This window comes from Cupriavidus sp. 2KB_3, from assembly GCF_052115685.1.
In the GTDB taxonomy this organism is placed as follows: domain Bacteria; phylum Pseudomonadota; class Gammaproteobacteria; order Burkholderiales; family Burkholderiaceae; genus Cupriavidus; species Cupriavidus campinensis.
This window is the reverse complement of the sequence record NZ_JBFRHD010000001.1, coordinates 281,679-298,249: the sequence shown is the minus strand read 5'-3', so window position 1 is coordinate 298,249 and position 16,571 is coordinate 281,679. Positions and strand designations below refer to the sequence as shown.

At 66.0% G+C, this 16,571-nt stretch carries 15 protein-coding genes; 8 read left to right on the top strand and 7 right to left on the bottom strand.

Annotated elements, in window-relative coordinates:
• The 3 genes from sdhD to AB4120_RS01385 form a co-directional block, all read right to left on the bottom strand.
• On the bottom strand, window positions 1–366 hold the full coding sequence (gene sdhD / locus AB4120_RS01395; RefSeq protein ID WP_092290168.1) for a succinate dehydrogenase, hydrophobic membrane anchor protein: 366 nt from the start codon (window positions 364–366) through the stop codon (window positions 1–3).
• An 11-nt stretch (window positions 367–377) separates the two neighbouring features.
• Window positions 378–788, bottom strand: coding sequence for a succinate dehydrogenase, cytochrome b556 subunit (sdhC, locus tag AB4120_RS01390; RefSeq protein ID WP_144199432.1), 411 nt, complete (start codon window positions 786–788; stop codon window positions 378–380).
• A 434-nt stretch (window positions 789–1,222) separates the two neighbouring features.
• Window positions 1,223–2,068: a GntR family transcriptional regulator gene (locus AB4120_RS01385; RefSeq protein WP_149135542.1), complete on the bottom strand. Its 846-nt coding sequence runs from the start codon at window positions 2,066–2,068 to the stop codon at window positions 1,223–1,225.
• 334 nt (window positions 2,069–2,402) lie between these two features.
• Between AB4120_RS01385 and AB4120_RS01380 the strand changes: the two genes are divergently transcribed.
• The 7 genes from AB4120_RS01380 to AB4120_RS01350 all read left to right on the top strand — a co-directional run bounded on the left by AB4120_RS01380 (window position 2,403) and on the right by AB4120_RS01350 (window position 11,633).
• A complete protein-coding gene (locus tag AB4120_RS01380; RefSeq protein ID WP_144199436.1) occupies window positions 2,403–3,386 on the top strand; it encodes a malate dehydrogenase in 984 nt (327 codons plus the stop codon).
• A gap of 128 nt (window positions 3,387–3,514) precedes the next feature.
• On the top strand, window positions 3,515–4,495 hold the full coding sequence (locus AB4120_RS01375; protein WP_149135541.1) for an HpcH/HpaI aldolase/citrate lyase family protein: 981 nt from the start codon (window positions 3,515–3,517) through the stop codon (window positions 4,493–4,495).
• Between the two features lie 228 nt (window positions 4,496–4,723).
• Window positions 4,724–5,266, top strand: a complete 543-nt coding sequence (locus AB4120_RS01370; RefSeq protein ID WP_149135540.1) for a hypothetical protein — start codon at window positions 4,724–4,726, stop codon at window positions 5,264–5,266.
• Between the two features lie 199 nt (window positions 5,267–5,465).
• Entirely contained in the window at window positions 5,466–8,171 is a 2,706-nt protein-coding gene (acnA, locus tag AB4120_RS01365; RefSeq protein WP_441641764.1) for an aconitate hydratase AcnA, read from the top strand.
• A 218-nt stretch (window positions 8,172–8,389) separates the two neighbouring features.
• Window positions 8,390–8,548 (top strand): hypothetical protein, encoded by a 159-nt coding sequence (locus AB4120_RS01360; RefSeq protein ID WP_186296886.1) that lies wholly within the window; start codon window positions 8,390–8,392, stop codon window positions 8,546–8,548.
• 80 nt (window positions 8,549–8,628) lie between these two features.
• Entirely contained in the window at window positions 8,629–9,831 is a 1,203-nt protein-coding gene (locus AB4120_RS01355; protein ID WP_144199444.1) for a DUF2863 family protein, read from the top strand.
• A 203-nt stretch (window positions 9,832–10,034) separates the two neighbouring features.
• Window positions 10,035–11,633: an ABC transporter substrate-binding protein gene (locus tag AB4120_RS01350; RefSeq protein ID WP_149135538.1), complete on the top strand. Its 1,599-nt coding sequence runs from the start codon at window positions 10,035–10,037 to the stop codon at window positions 11,631–11,633.
• Window positions 11,634–11,654: 21 nt separating this feature from the next.
• Here AB4120_RS01350 and AB4120_RS01345 read toward each other — a convergent pair whose 3' ends face one another.
• Both AB4120_RS01345 and AB4120_RS01340 read right to left on the bottom strand, forming a co-directional pair.
• Window positions 11,655–12,557, bottom strand: a complete 903-nt coding sequence (locus tag AB4120_RS01345) for a spermidine synthase (protein WP_149135537.1) — start codon at window positions 12,555–12,557, stop codon at window positions 11,655–11,657.
• Window positions 12,558–12,597: 40 nt separating this feature from the next.
• A complete protein-coding gene (locus AB4120_RS01340) occupies window positions 12,598–13,368 on the bottom strand; it encodes a tetratricopeptide repeat protein (protein WP_149135536.1) in 771 nt (256 codons plus the stop codon).
• A gap of 158 nt (window positions 13,369–13,526) precedes the next feature.
• Between AB4120_RS01340 and AB4120_RS01335 the strand changes: the two genes are divergently transcribed.
• On the top strand, window positions 13,527–14,033 hold the full coding sequence (locus tag AB4120_RS01335) for a hypothetical protein (RefSeq protein ID WP_144199453.1): 507 nt from the start codon (window positions 13,527–13,529) through the stop codon (window positions 14,031–14,033).
• A 53-nt stretch (window positions 14,034–14,086) separates the two neighbouring features.
• Here the strand turns inward: AB4120_RS01335 and AB4120_RS01330 are convergent, their stop codons facing one another.
• Both AB4120_RS01330 and htpG read right to left on the bottom strand, forming a co-directional pair.
• Window positions 14,087–14,590, bottom strand: a complete 504-nt coding sequence (locus AB4120_RS01330; RefSeq protein WP_441641763.1) for a DNA-deoxyinosine glycosylase — start codon at window positions 14,588–14,590, stop codon at window positions 14,087–14,089.
• 66 nt (window positions 14,591–14,656) lie between these two features.
• Window positions 14,657–16,558, bottom strand: coding sequence for a molecular chaperone HtpG (gene htpG, locus AB4120_RS01325; RefSeq protein WP_149135533.1), 1,902 nt, complete (start codon window positions 16,556–16,558; stop codon window positions 14,657–14,659).
• Between the last annotated feature and the right edge of the window lie 13 nt (window positions 16,559–16,571).

Here is a 16,571-nt window from a genome sequence, read left to right as displayed (position 1 = left end):
TTACACCCTCCAGAGAATCTGAGCAGCGTAGCCCGCACAACCGACGAGCCACAGAATCGTAAGAACTTGCAGCACGAGGCGCACGGCCATCGGCTTCACATAGTCCATCCAGATGTCGCGCACACCGAACCAGGCGTGATACAGCAGCGAGAGGATGGTGAGGAACGTCAGGATCTTCATCCACTGGTTGGAGAAGAGACCTGCCCAGCCTTCGTACGACGGATTGCCGAAAGCCAGGTACACACCCGCCAGGATCACGGTGAACAGCACCATGATCACGGCGGTCACGCGCTGCGCCAGCCAGTCTTTCAGACCGTAGTGCGCACCGACAACAAGACGCTTGGGACCGATATTATTGTTTGCCACCTTGATTCTCCTCAGAACAGGCCGAATAGCTTCAGCCCGAAAATCAGGGTGAGCAGCAGGCTGACGACGAGCACCGCGATGGCCGACTTGGCGGACGTGGGCTTTGCCACGCCGACGTGTACGTCCAGCAGCAGGAAGCGGATGCCGGCGCAGAAGTGATGCAGGTAACCCCAGATCAGCGCCAGGATGACCAGTTTGACGAAGCCGTTGGACAGCAGTGCCGAGAACTTGGCGAAGCTCAGCTCGGACGTGACGCTCTGCTCAAACAGGTACAGAACGAACGGAAGGAGGAGGAACATCAATGCACCGCTGACGCGATGCAGGATGGATACCTTGCCGGCCCAGGGCAACCGATAGCGCGCGATCTGCGCAATACCGATATTCCGGAACTCCGGCCTGGCTTGTTTGACGGCTTCAGCCATGCGAGACCCCATTTGCGGTAGAAAAAAAACTGCAAAAGAACGAAAACTGCCATTGCTCCGGGTTTCACCGGATCGCTACGCGATTGCGCAGTGAGGCGACTCCGGGTACCTTGAAGGCACGGGACACACCCGCCTTCCGGTGCGCACCGGTTTGGATCCTGCGCGTGGGTAGCGCTGGATGCAAATGAATGCACTGGAGCAAATCCACATGATTTTAGCGCCTTTGTTGCGCGCCGCACCAATAATTTTCAGCTATCGCGCACCAACCCGGCGTGCCCGACAATCGCACGCAATTCTCCGCGCACCACACCGGATCGGACTTCTCCCCGGCGCATTCCTGACGATTCCATTCAATGGTCGCAACGGTCGGCACGGGTAATCCGCAGGCGCCGCAATAATCGCGCCCCTGACCCGGCGATCATCGCCACCATGCATTAACTCAAGTCATTCTGGTAATAGTGCCGCGTGGTCACATACAGCCCGCGGCGGACTTCCACCGGCCGGTCGCCATAGGTGAACGACACCCGCTCCACCGACAGCAGCGGCGTACCCGGGGCCACGGACAGCAGTTCGGCCGCCGTATTATCGGCAGATACCGCCCGAATCTTTTCCGTGGCGCGGATCATGCGCGTGCCGAACTCGGCCTCGAACAACGCGTACATCGGGCCCTTCCACTCGTTGAGCTTCTCGGCTGTCAGTCCTTTGAAATTGGTGCCCAGCAGCCAGATCTCGTCCAGCACCGTGGCTTCATTCGAAAACGTCAGCACGCGGCGGATCTGCACGACGCTGTCGCCGGTGCGGATATCCAGCAGCCGCGCGATCTCGGCCGGCGCGCGCAGGCGCTTGCACTCCAGCACGCGGCTCGCGCCATAGTGCGGCTCGCCCTCGTCGGGCACTAGCCGCAGGAAACGGAACTTGACCACGTCCTCGTAGTGCGTGGTCACGAAAGTGCCCTTGCCCTGCCGGCGCGCCACCAGGTTCTCGGCGGCCAGTTCGTCGATGGCCTTGCGCACCGTGCCCTGGCTGACCTTGTAGCGCGCGGCCAGGTCCATCTCGCTCGGGATCATCTCGCCCGGTTTCCATTCGCCGGACTGCAGGCTCTGGGTAATCAGGGCCTTGATCTGCTGGTAGAGCGGACTGAACGTGGGCGAGGGATTGGCCGGGCCGGCGGCCGGCGCATTGGCGGCGGGCGGCTGCGCCCCGGCACCGCTCTGAGGGGTGCCAGATTCCGGCGCGCCGTTGCCGGCTGCGGCGGACAGGGACGTGGGCAGGGATGACATAGCCCGGATTTCACCACAAAATCGAGAATCGCGTCCAGCACGCTATGAAATGTCTTATGTCTTATATAAGACATATAAATTGACAGTCACGGAGGGCCGTCCTACACTCGCGCAGTCCGCGCCGCCGCCCCCGGCCGCCATCCCCCGCGAGACCCGGCTTCGGGCATCGCGGCACCGTTCGGGATGCGGCGCACCACATAGCAGTAGTAGACTTACGCCTTGTCGCCCTCGACGCGGCGGACGCCAGCCTGCCCCGTGGCGACACGCGACGCGCCCGCCCCATGCGGCAGGCGCCACTGACCGGTTACCCCTCTTTTCGTTTGGAGATTTACTCATGGCTAAAGCCCCAATGCGCGTCGCAGTGACCGGCGCCGCTGGCCAGATCGGCTATTCCCTGCTGTTCCGCATCGCCAACGGCGACATGCTCGGCAAAGACCAGCCGGTCATCCTCCAACTGCTCGACCTCCCGCAAGCCCAGGCCGCCGTCAAGGGCGTGGTGATGGAACTGGAAGACTGCGCGTTCCCGCTGCTGGCTGGCGTGGTCATCACCGATGACCCCAAGGTTGCCTTCAAGGACGCCGATGTGGCCCTGCTGGTTGGCGCCCGTCCCCGTAGCAAGGGCATGGAACGCAAGGACCTGCTCGAAGCCAACGCCCAGATCTTCACGGTGCAGGGCAAGGCGCTCGACGAAGTGGCAAGCCGCAACGTCAAGGTGCTGGTGGTGGGCAACCCGGCCAACACCAACGCCTACATCGCCATGAAGTCGGCCCCGAGCCTGCCGCGCGAGAACTTCACCGCGATGCTGCGCCTGGACCACAACCGTGCGCTGTCGCAGATCGCCGCCAAGACCGGCAAGCCGGTGTCGTCGATCGAGAAGATGTTCGTGTGGGGCAACCACAGCCCGACCATGTACGCCGACTACCGCTACGCCACCGTGGACGGCAAGAGCGTCAAGGACATGATCAACGACCCGGTCTGGAACAACGACGTGTTCCTGCCGACCGTCGGCAAGCGCGGCGCCGCCATCATCGAGGCGCGCGGCCTGTCGTCGGCTGCCTCGGCCGCCAACGCCGCCATCGACCACGTGCACGACTGGGTGCTGGGCTCGAACGGCAAGGTCGTCACGATGGGTATCCCGTCGAACGGCGAATACGGCATCCCGGCCGACACCATGTTCGGCTACCCGGTGACCACGGCCAACGGCAAGTATGAAATCGTGAAGGGTCTGGAGATCGACGCCTACAGCCAGGAAAAGATCAACATCACCCTGAAGGAACTGGAAGAAGAAAAGGCCGGCGTGCAGCATCTGCTGGGCTGATCCTCCGGAGCTTCCCGCGCATGACGAACCGGGGTCCCGCATCGATGCAACAATCGGCGCGGACCCCGGTTTTTTCATGGGCGCGGGCTTTGTCTCGTCAATTACCCCCCACTCCATAAGTATTCAACGTGCATCCTTCCGAGGTCTTGTTCCAGGGCGAAGCCATCCCGGTCCAGTTGCCGGTGTGTGACCACTATGCCGGCAGCGAAAAGCTCATGCGCAAGTCGCTGGCCCTGCAGCAAGAGCTTGGGCCCGTGTTCGACATCACGTTCGATTGCGAGGACGGCGCCGCCGTCGGCCTCGAGCGCGAGCACGCCACGCTGTGCGCCCAGCTGATCAACAGCCCCGAGAACGTCCACAACCGCGTGGGCGTGCGCATCCACGACCCCGCCCACCCGCACTGGCGCGAGGACATCGACATCCTGGTGGCCGCCGCCGGCGCGCGCCTGGCCTATGTGGTGGTCCCGAAGGTGACCGATGTAGTGGAAGTCGCCCGCGTGACCGACCACGTCAACCATGTGGCGCGCAGTGCCGGCATTGCCCGGCACATCCCGATCCATGTGCTGATTGAGACACATGCAGCACTTGAACAGGTCTTCGACATCGCCGCGCTGGTTCAGGTGGAGTGCCTCAGCTTCGGGCTGATGGACTTCGTCTCCGCCCACCACGGCGCCATTCCTGGCGATGCGATGCGCTCGCCGGGCCAGTTCGAATATCCGCTGATCCGCCGCGCCATGCTCGAGATCTCGGCGGCCTGCCATCGCCACGGCAAGGTGCCGTCGCACAACGTCAGCACCGACGTGCAGCATCCGCAGCGTGCCGGCGACGACGCCAGCCGCGCCCGCGCCGAGTTCGGCTACCTGCGCAAGTGGAGCATCCATCCGGGCCAGATCGCCCCGATCGTGGCCGCTTTCCGCCCCACCGATACCGAGATCGGCGCGGCGAGCGAGATCCTGCTGGCGGCCCATGAGAACAACTGGGCCCCGATCCGCCATGACGGCCAGCTGCACGACCGCGCCAGCTACCGGTATTACTGGGCGCTGCTGCAACGCGCCCACGCCACCGGCACCAGCCTGCCGGCGGCAGCGGCCGAGCTGTTCTTCGACTGAATGGCGGCCCGGGTGACGCCTCCGCGCGCGGATACTGCCCTTTTCCGGCCCGAAGTGCCCCATGGCAAACCAGACATTTCCGATTGTGTAACCAATAGATGACGGACTTCGCCCTGTCAGGCAAATCGTAGAGAATAGCGGCGGAAAGTTGCCGGGCCGCCCACGGGCACCCGGCCCCGCCCAATACTAGAGCCCCCCAGTAATCATTCAAATCCGGAAGGAATACCCATGAAAAAGATCGTGCTCGCCTCCTTGCTCGGCGCCCTCTCGCTGACCGTCGCCTCCACCGCCATGGCTCAGGAACCCGCCAAGAAGCCGGCTGCGACCAAGAAAGCGCCCGCCAAGTCCAGCAAGAAGGCCACGACCACCGCCGCAGCCCCGGTCACGCCGTCCGGCGAGAAGTGGCAGTGCGAGCTGGGCAATGTCATCTATATCAATGGCAACATGCTGCGCGACGAAGTGCTGACCGTGCACTGGCAAGGCCGTGACTACCGCCTGCCGCGCCAGTCCACCGTGACCGGCGCCGACCGCTACTTCGACCAGCAATCGGGCCTCGACCTCGTCGTGATCCCGAGCAAGGCCATGCTGTTCAACAAGAACATGGGCCAGCGCCTGGCCGACGAATGCCAAAGCGCCGACATGCTGGCCGGTGGCTCGGCCCCGACCCAGGCCGGCGCCCTGCGCGCGCCGGTGGCCACGCCGCTGCTGGTGGCCCCGGCTACTACCGAAGCCCAGCCCGCCCCCGCTGCCCAGGTCACCCCGAAGCAGTAAAGTCGTAAATTTGCGATCATTGCGGTACTTCGCGCGGCGCCTCGCCGCGTGGCAGTTGAGTTTGTTGTCACGGTGCGCGTCCGGGGAGTCTCCGGCCGCGCCGCGTCAAGGCGGCGGAACCCTCTCGTGCACCGGGGTCTGAAGAAGAAGAAAGTTTAGAAAATCGCGTCCCGCGTCATCCCTCGATTGGAGTCAGGCAATGCCCCACAATCTCAATAACACTCTCAAGGAATTCAAGCTCGGCACCGGCGGCCGCGGCCAGTACTATTCCCTGCCGCAGTTGGGCAAGGCGCTGGGCGTGAAGATCGAACGGCTGCCGATCTCCATCCGGCTGGTACTGGAATCGGTGCTGCGCAACTGCGACGGCAAGAAGGTGACCGAGGAACACGTGCGGCAACTGGCCCACTGGAAGCCGCGCGCTGACCGCGTGGACGAAATTCCCTTCGTGGTGGCGCGTGTGGTGCTGCAGGACTTCACGGGCGTGCCGCTGCTGGCCGACCTGGCCGCGATGCGCAACGTGGCCGAGAAGATGGGCAAGAACCCCAAGAAGATCGAGCCGCTGGTTCCGGTGGATCTGGTGGTGGACCACTCGGTCCAGATCGACCATTTCCGCGAGAAGAAGGCGCTCGACCTGAACATGCAGCTGGAATTCAAGCGCAACAACGAGCGCTACCAGTTCATGAAGTGGGGCATGCAGGCCTTCGACACCTTCGGCGTGGTGCAGCCGGGCTTCGGCATCGTCCACCAGGTGAACCTGGAATACCTGGCGCGCGGCGTGCACAAGAAGGACGGTGTCTACTATCCGGACACGCTCGTTGGCACCGACTCGCATACCACGATGATCAACGGCATCGGCGTGGTGGGCTGGGGCGTGGGTGGTATCGAGGCCGAAGCCGGCATGCTTGGCCAGCCGGTGTACTTCCTGACGCCTGACGTGGTCGGCGTGGAACTGAAAGGCCGCCTGCGCGAGGGCGTGACCGCCACCGACCTGGTGCTGACCATCACCGAAATGCTGCGCCGCGAGAAGGTCGTGGGCAAGTTTGTCGAGTTCTTCGGCGAAGGCACCGCCAGCCTGACCACCCCGGACCGCGCCACCATCGGCAACATGGCGCCCGAGTACGGCGCCACGATGGGCTTTTTCCCGGTGGACGAGAAGACCATCGACTATTTCAAGGGCACGGGCCGCACCGACGAGGAAATCGCCGCGTTCGAGGGCTACTTCCGCGCCCAGGAGATGTTCGGCGTGCCGATGGCCGGCGATATCGACTACAGCACCACGCTGACGCTGGACCTGGGCACGGTGGCGCCGTCGCTGGCGGGCCCCAAGCGCCCGCAGGACCGCATCGAGATCGGCAACGTCAAGAGCACCTTCGCCTCGCTGTTCTCCAAGCCCGTGGCCGAGAACGGCTTCAACAAGGACCCCGACGACCTGAACCGCGAGTACACCAACGCCGACGGCGTGAAGGTGAAGAGCGGCGACGTGCTGATCGCCGCCATCACGTCGTGCACGAACACCTCCAACCCGAGCGTGCTGCTGGCCGCCGGCCTGCTGGCCAAGAAGGCGGTGGAAGCCGGCCTGACCGTGGCGCCGCACATCAAGACGTCGCTGGCCCCGGGCAGCCGCGTGGTCACCGAGTACCTGACCGCCACGGGCCTGCTGCCGTACCTGGAGAAGCTTGGCTTCGGCGTGACGGCCTACGGCTGCACCACCTGCATCGGCAATGCGGGCGACCTGACCCCGGCGCTGAACGAGGCCATCGTCCAGAACGACATCGTCGCGGCCGCCGTGCTGTCGGGTAACCGCAACTTCGAGGCCCGCATCCACCCGAACATCCGCGCCAACTTCCTCGCCTCGCCGCCGTTGGTGGTGGCCTACGCCATCGCCGGCAACGTCACCCGCGACCTGATGACCGAACCGGTGGGCAAGGGCAAGAACGGCAAGGACATCTGGCTGGGCGATATCTGGCCGTCGTCCGAGGAAATCCACGCGCTGCTGAAGTTCGCGATGAATGCCAAGGTATTCAAGACGAACTACGAGCAGGTCAAGAAGCCGAGCAAGCTGTGGGCCAACATCAAGGGCACCACGGGGCAGGTCTACGACTGGCCGACTTCCACCTACATCGCCGAACCGCCGTTCTTCCAGGACTTCGAGCTCGAGCCCAAGGCGGTCTCGGCCAGCGTGCGCGGCGCGCGGGCGCTGGGCGTGTTCGGCGATTCCGTGACAACCGACCACATCTCCCCGGCCGGCTCGATCAAGGACACCTCGCCGGCGGGCAAGTACCTGCTCGCGCACGGCGTGCTGAAGGCGGACTTCAACAGCTACGGCTCGCGCCGCGGCAACCATGAGGTGATGATGCGCGGCACGTTCGCCAACGTGCGGATCAAGAACCTGATGATTCCGCCCAAGGCCGACGGCTCCCGCGTGGAAGGCGGCCTGACGCTGCACCAGCCCACCGGCGAGCAGATGTCGATCTACGACGCCGCCATGAAGTACATCGCCGAGGGCACGCCCACGGTGGTGATCGGCGGCGAGGAATACGGCACGGGTTCCTCGCGCGACTGGGCGGCCAAGGGCACGCAACTGCTCGGCGTGAAGGCCGTGGTGGCGCGCAGCTTCGAGCGGATCCACCGTTCGAACCTGGTCGGCATGGGCGTGCTGCCCCTGCAGTTCAAGGGCGGCGACAGCGCGCAGTCGCTCGGCATCATCGGCAACGAGACCTTCGACGTGGAAGGCATCGAGGGCGACCTGAAGCCGCAGCAGGATGTGGTGCTGGTGATCCATCGCGCCAACGGCGATACGCAGCGCGTGCCGGTGCTGCTGCGCATCGACACCCCGATCGAGGTGGACTATTACAACCACGGCGGCATCCTGCCGTTCGTGCTGCGCCAGCTGCTGGCCGCGTAAGCGGTCCCGGCCCAGGCCAGGAAGTGACAACGGCGCACCCCACGGTGCGCCGTTTTTCTGGCGGGCGGCGCGCCGCCGGGCCAGCTTGCGGGTTATCCCCGATCCGGCGCGTAAGTTCCACGCAAGGCTGCACTGCCAGACTGGCCCCTACGCAATTCGGCGTTCATCCCTATAAGCGGGCGCGGCCAAGGCACGCCCCCGCACCGACTGGAGACACCATGGTCAAGATCCTCATCGCTTTCATCGTCGTCGCCGGCGCCGCCCTGTATCTGCTGACGAAGGGTGGCGGCGACGTCTCCATGGGCGGCGAGCAGCACGGTGTCGAGACCCACGCCCCGGCCGCCACCGAGACCCCGGCAGCGCCCGCACAGAAATAAGACGGGAACGCCGCGGGGCGCTGTGTTTGTCAACGCAGCGAGTAGAATACCGTTTTACGTAAAACGGACGGTCTTCACATATGGCAGGTTTTCGCCCCAAGTCTTCCCCCCGACTCTCGCCCGATGCCGAGCGACTGGTGGCCGACGCGCTTGCGCTCGACGCCTCGGGCAGCCGCATGGAGGACGGGTATTGGGAGCGGCGGCTGTCGCAGCGCCTGGGCCGCCTCCTGAAGAACGGCAGCCAGACCGCCCTCGACGCCGCGCTCGAACACCTGTTCAAGCACAATGCGGATGCCTCCGACGTGCTGGCCGAGCAGGCCGAGACGCTGGCCGAGTCTGCCACGCTAGAGATCGACGGCGTGCGTCACGACGCCCTGCTGATCGCCGCCCCGATCCTGGCCCATACCCGCTACGCGATTCCGTCCGGCGCGCTCAAGCCCGAGCTGGCCCAGACGCTGGCCGTGCACCTGCAGGCCCACGTGCTGGCCACGCAGACCCAGGTGGCGCTGTCGCCGTACCTGTACAGCATCGACCAGCTCCCGCGCACCCATAGCGACACCTTCGCGCTGACCCACAAGCTCGCCTCGGCGGCGCTGGCCGGGACGGTGCCCAAGGTGGACCTGCGCGACCTGCCCGAGACCGCCCCGATCCTGGCCGATCCGCGCTACCTGCTGGCCGTGGTGGTGGCGCCGCACGAAGGCGCCCTGTTCCGCTGGCAGGAAGATGCCAAGGAGCACCACGCCGAGCGCTCCACCTGCCTGGAGCAATGGCGCCAGCAGGTGCAGCCGTCCGTGGCCGTGCTGCTGCCGGGCTGCGAGTTCGAACTGCTGCTGCCCGATGCCTTCTTCCTGTCGTGCCGCGAATCGGACAAGAGCATCCGCCCGCTGACCGTGCGCGCCGCCGTGAACTACCTGTGCGGCACGCTGGATGTGCCCGCCGGCCAGTTGGCGGCCGTGGTGGCCTCGTTCGGCGAGGAAGTGGTCGAGGAATACCGCGTCGGCTTCACCATGCGCGGCGAGAAGGACGTGATCTACGGCATCGTCTGGCCCGTCTATGGCCGCGAGGCCGGCGAGGTCGATGCCGAGGAGAAAGGCAACCCGCTCGAGCAGATCTGCGAGGAGCTGCGCAACGCCGGCGTGGAGGAGATCTTCCGCCACGCCGCGCTGTTCGACCCCGAGTACTGCGAGGACTGCGGCACGCCGCTCTATGCGGACCGTTCGGGCGAGATTGTCCACGCCGAACTGCCCGAGGACGCGCCGACCCAGCAGCCGCTGTTCCACTGAGCCGGCTCGACGAAAGCAAAAAACCCGCGCAAGCGGGTTTTTTTTATCGGCGCGACGGGGCGGAAGGCGTCGCAGCCAAAAAGTGCCGAAAACACATCATTGTCTTGCCATCGCCTGGGAAGCCCCCCAACCCGCGCAGGCATGTACGTTTGACGGCACAATGCATGACATTCCATCCCCGCACGACCCCGAGGAGCCTGTCGATGAAAGCAAGCCATCGTTCCGCCAAGATCCGCCATGCCTTGCTGGGCGCCCTGCTCTCCGTAGCGGTATCCGCCGGGCTGCCGGTAAGCGCCGCGCACGCCGAGGACCTGCGCATCGGCCTGGCTGCCGATGTCACCTCGATGGACCCGCACTGGAACAACGCGGGCCCGAACAACGCCATCGCGCTGCATATCTTCGAGTCGCTGGTGTTCATGGACAAGAACGCGCGCTACATCCCCGGGCTGGCGCTGTCGTGGAAGCCGGTGAACGCCATCACGTGGGAGATCAAGCTGCGCCCGAACGTGAAGTGGCATGACGGCACGCCGTTCACGAGCGAGGACGTCAAGGCGTCGCTGGAACGGCCCGACAAGCTGACCAACAGCCCCGGCTCGTTCACCAGCTACACCAAGCCGATCGCCCGCATCGACACGCCAGACCCGCTCACCGTGCGCCTGACCATGAGCGTGCCGAACTACGCCAACCTCGCCAACGACCTGAACAGCGTGCCGATCATGCCGAAGAAGGTGGCCGCCACGCTGACCCAGGCCGATTTCGACTCGGGCAAGGCGATGATCGGCACCGGGCCGTTCAAGTTCGTGCGCTTCGCGCGCGGGCAGGAAATCGTGATGGCGAAGAACCCCGACTACTGGGGGCCGAAGGTGGACTGGGACCGCGCGGTGTTCCGCATACTGACCGACAACGGCGCACGCAGCGCGGCGCTGCTGGCCGGTGACGTGGACGTGATCGAGAGCGTGCCCTCGGCAGACGTGGCCAAACTTAAGCAAAATCCGAAGTTCAAGATCGAGCAGACGGTGTCCTGGCGCACCATCTTCTGGCAGATGGACCAGTCGCGCGACAACTCGCCGTTCGTGACCGACAAGGCTGGCAAGCCGCTCGCCAGGAACCCGTTCAAGGACGCCCGCGTGCGGGCCGCCGTGAGCCACGCGCTGAACCGGGACGCCATCGTCAGCCGCATCATGGAGGGGCTGGCGGTGCCGGCCTCGTCCATCGTCTCGCCGCAGATCTTCGGCCATCCGGGCACCAGGCCGGATGCCTACGACGTGGAGGGCGCCAAGAAGCTGCTGGCCCAGGCCGGCTACCCGGACGGCTTCGCCCTGACGCTGCACGCCACCAACAACCGCTACCTCAACGACGCCCAGGTGGCACAGGCCACGGCCAGCATGCTGACCCGCATCGGCATCCAGACCAAGGTGGAGACCCTGCCCGTGGCGGCCTACTTCACGCGCGCGCGCCAGGGCGAGTTCTCGTTCCAGATGCTGGGATGGGGCTCGGCGGCAGCCGACGTGGCGCTGCGCTCGATTACCGGCACGCCAAACCCGAAGACCGGCTATGGCACCTGGAACTGGGGCAAGTACAGCAATCCGCAGTTGGACAAGCTGATCGAGACGTCACTGACCACGGTCAGCAGCGACAAGGCGCGCGAGGAGAACGCCCGCGCCGCAGCGAAGGTCGCGCTGGCGGACCACGCCATCATCCCCTCGCACAGCCAGCTGGCGATGTGGGCGATGCGCAAGGGCCTGCGCTACGAGGCCCGTACCGACGAGTGGTCGCTGGCGCAGTTCTTCCACAAGGAATGACCGTTTTCTCTCGGAAAACGCTCAGATCACCAGCCGCTCTTCCTGATTGGCATTGGCCGCGCGCAGCTTCTTGACCCAGTCCCGGGCGGGCAGGTTCGTCGCGGCTTCCACCACGTCTGCGCGCGCTTCCAGCGTTTCCCAGGACACGTCGATGGCCGGCCCGTTGAACGCCATGGCGATGATGTTGCCGTCGTGCACCTCCGGGAAGACCAGCACGCGGTTGTCGAAGGCATCGCAGATCCGCACGATGTTCTTCGGAAAGCTCTCGTGGTCGCCGAACAGGTTGATCGTCATCACGCCGGGCGTCTTCAGCACGCGGCGGCAGGCGCGGTAGAACGCCGTGGTGTCCAGCACCGGGCCCCGCGCGGTGGCGTCGTAGAGGTCCACCTGGAGGGTATCGACGGCCGCCGTGCTGGCGCTGTCCATCACGAAGTCCCAGGCGTCCTGCTCGCGCACGGTCAGGCGCGCATCGTCCTCACGCAGGCCAAACATGCTGCGGCCGGCCACGATCACGGCCGGGTTCAGCTCCACCGCCGTCACCTTGGCGCGGGCGAACTGGCGATGGCAGAACTTGGTCAGCGCGGCAGCCCCGAGGCCCAGCTGCACCACGTGGAAGTCATCGACCGAGGGCGACTGGAACAGCAGCCAGGCCATCATCTGCTGCGCGTATTCAAGCTCGATGGCGTCCGGCTTGCGCAGGCGCATCGCGCCCTGGACCCATTCGGTGCCGAAATGCAGGTAGCGCACGCCATCCATCTCGGAGAACGTCACCGGCGCAAAGCGCGGTTTCATGCGCGCTTCGTGGCGGGGGTCCTGCCGGGAGTCCTGCCGGGCGTTCAGGTTGCCGCGCGATGCATCACGGTGTTCACGGGCGGGACGGCGCGAGGCCACGGCCTCGATCGATTTGCGTTTCAGAAGGGTCATGGCAGAGAGCAAGGCGCCGAGGGCGCGGATCATGGGCGAATCACTGGCCCAGCGCCGCCTGGGCGCGCTGGAGCCATTCGCGATTGTGTTCGCGGGCATGGCGCGGCCAGTGGCGCGCGTCATGGACGATATCGGCATAGAGCACTTTCGCGCGCTCGCGGTCGGCGGCATCGGGCTGGGCCGCCAGCCAGTCGGCAAACAGGCAGCGCGGCGCGGCATCGCTGGCGCTGGTCAGGGCCTGCTCGAACGCGGCCCGCGTGCCCGGCGCGCCGGTGGCGGCCAGTGCCTGGGCGTACAGCAGCGACGGCGTGGCCTGCTCGCGCGCCTGCGGGTGGTGCGAGAACAGCGTCTCCAGCGTGGCCTGCGCGGGCGCGGGCTGGCCGGTGGCCACCTGGGCGCGCGCCAGCCCTTCCAGCAGGGCCGGATCGGACGCGAACGGGCCGTTGGCAGCCGCCTGGTAGTGCGTCAGCGCCTCGGCCGGCTGGCCGGCATCGAGCAATGCGGCGCCCAGGCGCATGCGGTGGTCCACGGTGGGCGCCCGGTCGAAGGCGTCGCGGGCCTCCCGCACGGCACGGTTCGGATCCACGATCTGCCGGATCGCCCGCCCCGCCGCCCGCGCCCCGCGCGTCTGGCGCAGGCTGGGCAGGTAGACCGCGAAGAAATAGACCACGCTGCCGAGCCCCGGAAACAGGAACAGCAGCAGGAGCCAGTACATATTCTGGTGCGTGCGCACCGCATGCACCGCAAAGAAGATGGCGACGATGACATGCAGGCCGATACCGCCAATACCGCCAAGGCCGAGACTGGACATAGGAATTTACCGAATTGGGAGGCCGGCCCGCCGCGCGGGCGGGCCATGGCCGCGATTGTGACAGAAGTGACTGGCGGTGAGACTTGTCCGGTACGCCTAAAGTTTTGCTGATTTGCGCCGAAGAAGGAGTGGGCTCTCTCCCGATCGGAACCACGCACATGACAACAATCAGCAGCGTTACCCCTCAGATCGTCACCGCCAGTGACGCCAACGTAACCAACACCCGCCGCTTTACCGCGCCGGCTGACGACGCGGCGCAAGCCGCCGCCGCCAGCAGCACGGAAGCCGGGGACTCGGCCGCCTCTACGTCCTCGGCCAGCGCCAGCGGCACCATCCAGGGCCCGGCCGGCGCCGGCCGCGTGGGCGGTGCTGGTGCCGCCAGCGGCAGCGCGGCCAGCAGCGAAGACAGCGATTCGGCGGTCATCAAGGCGCTGAAGCAGCAGATCGAAGCGCTGCAGAAGCAACTGGCCGCCCAGATGCAGCAGCTCCAGGCCGCGCAGAACAGCGGCGCGGACGACAGCACCAAGGCCAGCACCGTGGCCGCGCTGCAGGCCGGCGTGACGTCCACCTCGGCGTCGCTCCAGCAGGCCGTCGCCAAGCTGGCCGAAGCCATTCAGCAGGCCGCCGGCAGCAGCACCGGGAACATCGTCAACACGACGGCCTGAGCGGCGTCGCCCCTAGTCATCGAAAGAAGACGCCCCACGCCTGGCTGGGCGATTCAGTCCAGCCAGGCGCGCAAGGCCAGCCACGCGACCCGCTTCTGCGCATACGCGAGCGTATAGGCCGGACTGCTCGACGGCAGCCGCAGGATCGCATGGCGGTCGCCATGCTCCCCCAGCGCCCCCAGCGCCTTCCCCCCGATCTTCGCCGCCGTGCCACCGTTGAAGGCAATCGCCCGCAGGCCAGGCAGCGTGCCGATCAGCCCGATCAGGTCATTCCCGGCATGGTCGCGGATATTGCTGTCGAGGCTGCCATCGCGCCGCGCCTCGGCCACCACGTCCCACAGCCCCACGCCATGCCCCTGCAGCGCTTGCAGGCGGCCAGGGTAGTCCAGCCCGACCAGATCGACCCCGAGCACATCGCCCATCAGATGCCAGAAGCGGTTCTGCTTGTGCGCGTAATACTGGCTCTGGGCGAGCGAGACCTCGCCCGGCAGGCTGCCAAGCACGAGGATGCGGGTGCGGGAATCGACGACCGGAGGGAAACAGCGTTTGGTGGTCATCTTGGGAGGATCTTCGCGGGCGGGCGGCCCCTCCCCCSCAGGCGGGAGCGGGGCCGCAAACCGGCCTCAGGCCAGCAGGCGGTTCACGCGTTGCACGTAGGTGGCGGGGTCTTCGAGCATGCCGCCCTCGGCCAGCAGGGCCTGGTCGAACAGGACGCTCACGCGGTCGGCGAAAGCTTCGTCGCCAGCCACGTCGCGCAGCTTCCTGACCAGCGCGTGCTCGGGGTTCAGCTCCAGGATCGGCTGGGCGTCGGGCGCCTTCTGGCCGGCCTGCTTGAGCAGGCGTTGCAGGTAGCCGCTCATGTCGCCGTCGTCCGACACCAGGCACGAGGCCGATTCGGTCAGGCGCAGCGTCACGCGCACGTCCTTGGCCTTGCCTTCCAGCACGCCCTTGGCACGTTCGACCACGTCCTTCCAGTCGGTTTCAGCCTTCTCCTGCTCGGCCTTCTCCGCCTCGTCGGCCAGCGCGCCCAGATCCAGGTCGCCACGGGCCACGGACACCAGTTCCTTGCCGTCGAACTCGTGCAGGTAGGACAGCATCCACTCGTCCACGCGCTCGGTCAGCAGCAGCACCTCGATGCCCTTCTTGCGGAAGACTTCCAGATGCGGGCTCGACTTGGCGGCGACCCAGGTGTCGGCGGTCACGTAGTAGACCTTGTCCTGCCCTTCCTTCATGCGGCTCACGTAGTCGCCCAGCGAGACCGACTGCTCGGCCGTGTCGCCGTGGGTGGACGCGAAGCGCAGCAGCTTGGCGATGCGCTCGGCATTGGCCTGGTCCTCGCCCATGCCTTCCTTGAGCACCTGGCCGAACTGCTCCCAGAAGGTCTTGTACTTGGCGCGATCGGCTTCGTCCTCGCTGTCCGCCAGCGATTCGAGCATCGACAGCACGCGCTTGGTGCTGCCCTCGCGGATCGCACGCACATCGCGGCTCTCCTGCAGCAACTCGCGCGAGACGTTCAGCGGCAGGTCCGCCGAATCCACCACGCCCTTGACCCAGCGCAGGTAAGACGGCAGCAGCTGGTCTGCGTCGTCCATGATGAACACGCGCTTCACGTACAGCTTCAGGCCGGCCTTGTGGTTGCGGTCCCACAGGTCGAACGGGGCGCGCGCCGGGATGAACAGCAGCTGGGTGTACTCGCTGCGGCCTTCCACGCGGTTGTGGGTCCAGGTCAGCGGGGCTTCCTGGTCATGGGCGATGTGCTGGTAGAACGCCTGGTACTGCTCGTCGGTGATGTCGGACTTGGCGCGCGTCCACAGCGCGCTGGCCTGGTTCACGCTCTCCCACTCGCCCGTGGCCTTGTGGGCGCTGGCCTCGGCATCCCATTCTTCCTTGGGCATGCGGATCGGCAGCGAGATATGGTCCGAATACTTCTGGATGATGTGGCGCAGGCGGTATGACGACAGGAAGTCGTCCTCGCCCTCGCGCAGGTGCAGCGTGATGGTGGTGCCGCGCTCGGCGCGCGAGATGGCGTCCACCGTGAACTCGCCGTCGCCGGTGCTTTCCCAGCGCACGGCTTCCTCGGCGGCCACGCCGGCGCGGCGCGTCTCCACGGTGACCTTGTCTGCGACGATGAAGGCCGAGTAGAAGCCCACGCCGAACTGGCCGATCAGCGCGGCGTCCTTCTGCTGGTCGCCGGACAGCTGCTGGAAGAATTCCTTGGTGCCGGAACGCGCGATCGTACCGAGGTTGCGGATCGCCTCGTCGCGGCTCATGCCGATGCCGTTGTCGGTGATCTTCAGCGTGCGGCTGGCGGCGTCGGCTTCGATCCGGATGGCCAGGTCGGCATCGTTCTCGAGCAGCGACGGGTTGGCAATCGCCTCGAAGCGCAGCTTGTCAGTGGCGTCCGAAGCATTCGACACCAGCTCGCGCAGGAAGATTTCCTTGTTGCTGTACAGCGAGTGGATCATCAGGTGCAGCAGCTGCTTCACTTCCGCCTGGAAGCTCATCGTTTCGTGCGGTGCGGTCATGGTTCTCCTCTTG

Excerpts from the sequence above, each read along its gene's own strand:
- AB4120_RS01380 (WP_144199436.1), top strand. The coding sequence starts at position 2,403 with ATGGCTAAAGCCCCAATGCGCGTCGCAGTGACCGGCGCCGCTGGCCAG.
- acnA (WP_441641764.1), top strand. The coding sequence starts at position 5,466 with ATGCCCCACAATCTCAATAACACTCTCAAGGAATTCAAGCTCGGCACC.
- AB4120_RS01340 (WP_149135536.1), bottom strand. The coding sequence starts at position 13,368 with ATGTCCAGTCTCGGCCTTGGCGGTATTGGCGGTATCGGCCTGCATGTC.
- AB4120_RS01360 (WP_186296886.1), top strand. The coding sequence starts at position 8,390 with ATGGTCAAGATCCTCATCGCTTTCATCGTCGTCGCCGGCGCCGCCCTG.
- sdhC (WP_144199432.1), bottom strand. The coding sequence starts at position 788 with ATGGCTGAAGCCGTCAAACAAGCCAGGCCGGAGTTCCGGAATATCGGT.
- AB4120_RS01330 (WP_441641763.1), bottom strand. The coding sequence starts at position 14,590 with ATGACCACCAAACGCTGTTTCCCTCCGGTCGTCGATTCCCGCACCCGC.
- htpG (WP_149135533.1), bottom strand. The coding sequence starts at position 16,558 with ATGACCGCACCGCACGAAACGATGAGCTTCCAGGCGGAAGTGAAGCAG.
- AB4120_RS01370 (WP_149135540.1), top strand. The coding sequence starts at position 4,724 with ATGAAAAAGATCGTGCTCGCCTCCTTGCTCGGCGCCCTCTCGCTGACC.
- AB4120_RS01345 (WP_149135537.1), bottom strand. The coding sequence starts at position 12,557 with ATGACCCTTCTGAAACGCAAATCGATCGAGGCCGTGGCCTCGCGCCGT.
- AB4120_RS01350 (WP_149135538.1), top strand. The coding sequence starts at position 10,035 with ATGAAAGCAAGCCATCGTTCCGCCAAGATCCGCCATGCCTTGCTGGGC.
- AB4120_RS01335 (WP_144199453.1), top strand. The coding sequence starts at position 13,527 with ATGACAACAATCAGCAGCGTTACCCCTCAGATCGTCACCGCCAGTGAC.
- AB4120_RS01385 (WP_149135542.1), bottom strand. The coding sequence starts at position 2,068 with ATGTCATCCCTGCCCACGTCCCTGTCCGCCGCAGCCGGCAACGGCGCG.
- AB4120_RS01355 (WP_144199444.1), top strand. The coding sequence starts at position 8,629 with ATGGCAGGTTTTCGCCCCAAGTCTTCCCCCCGACTCTCGCCCGATGCC.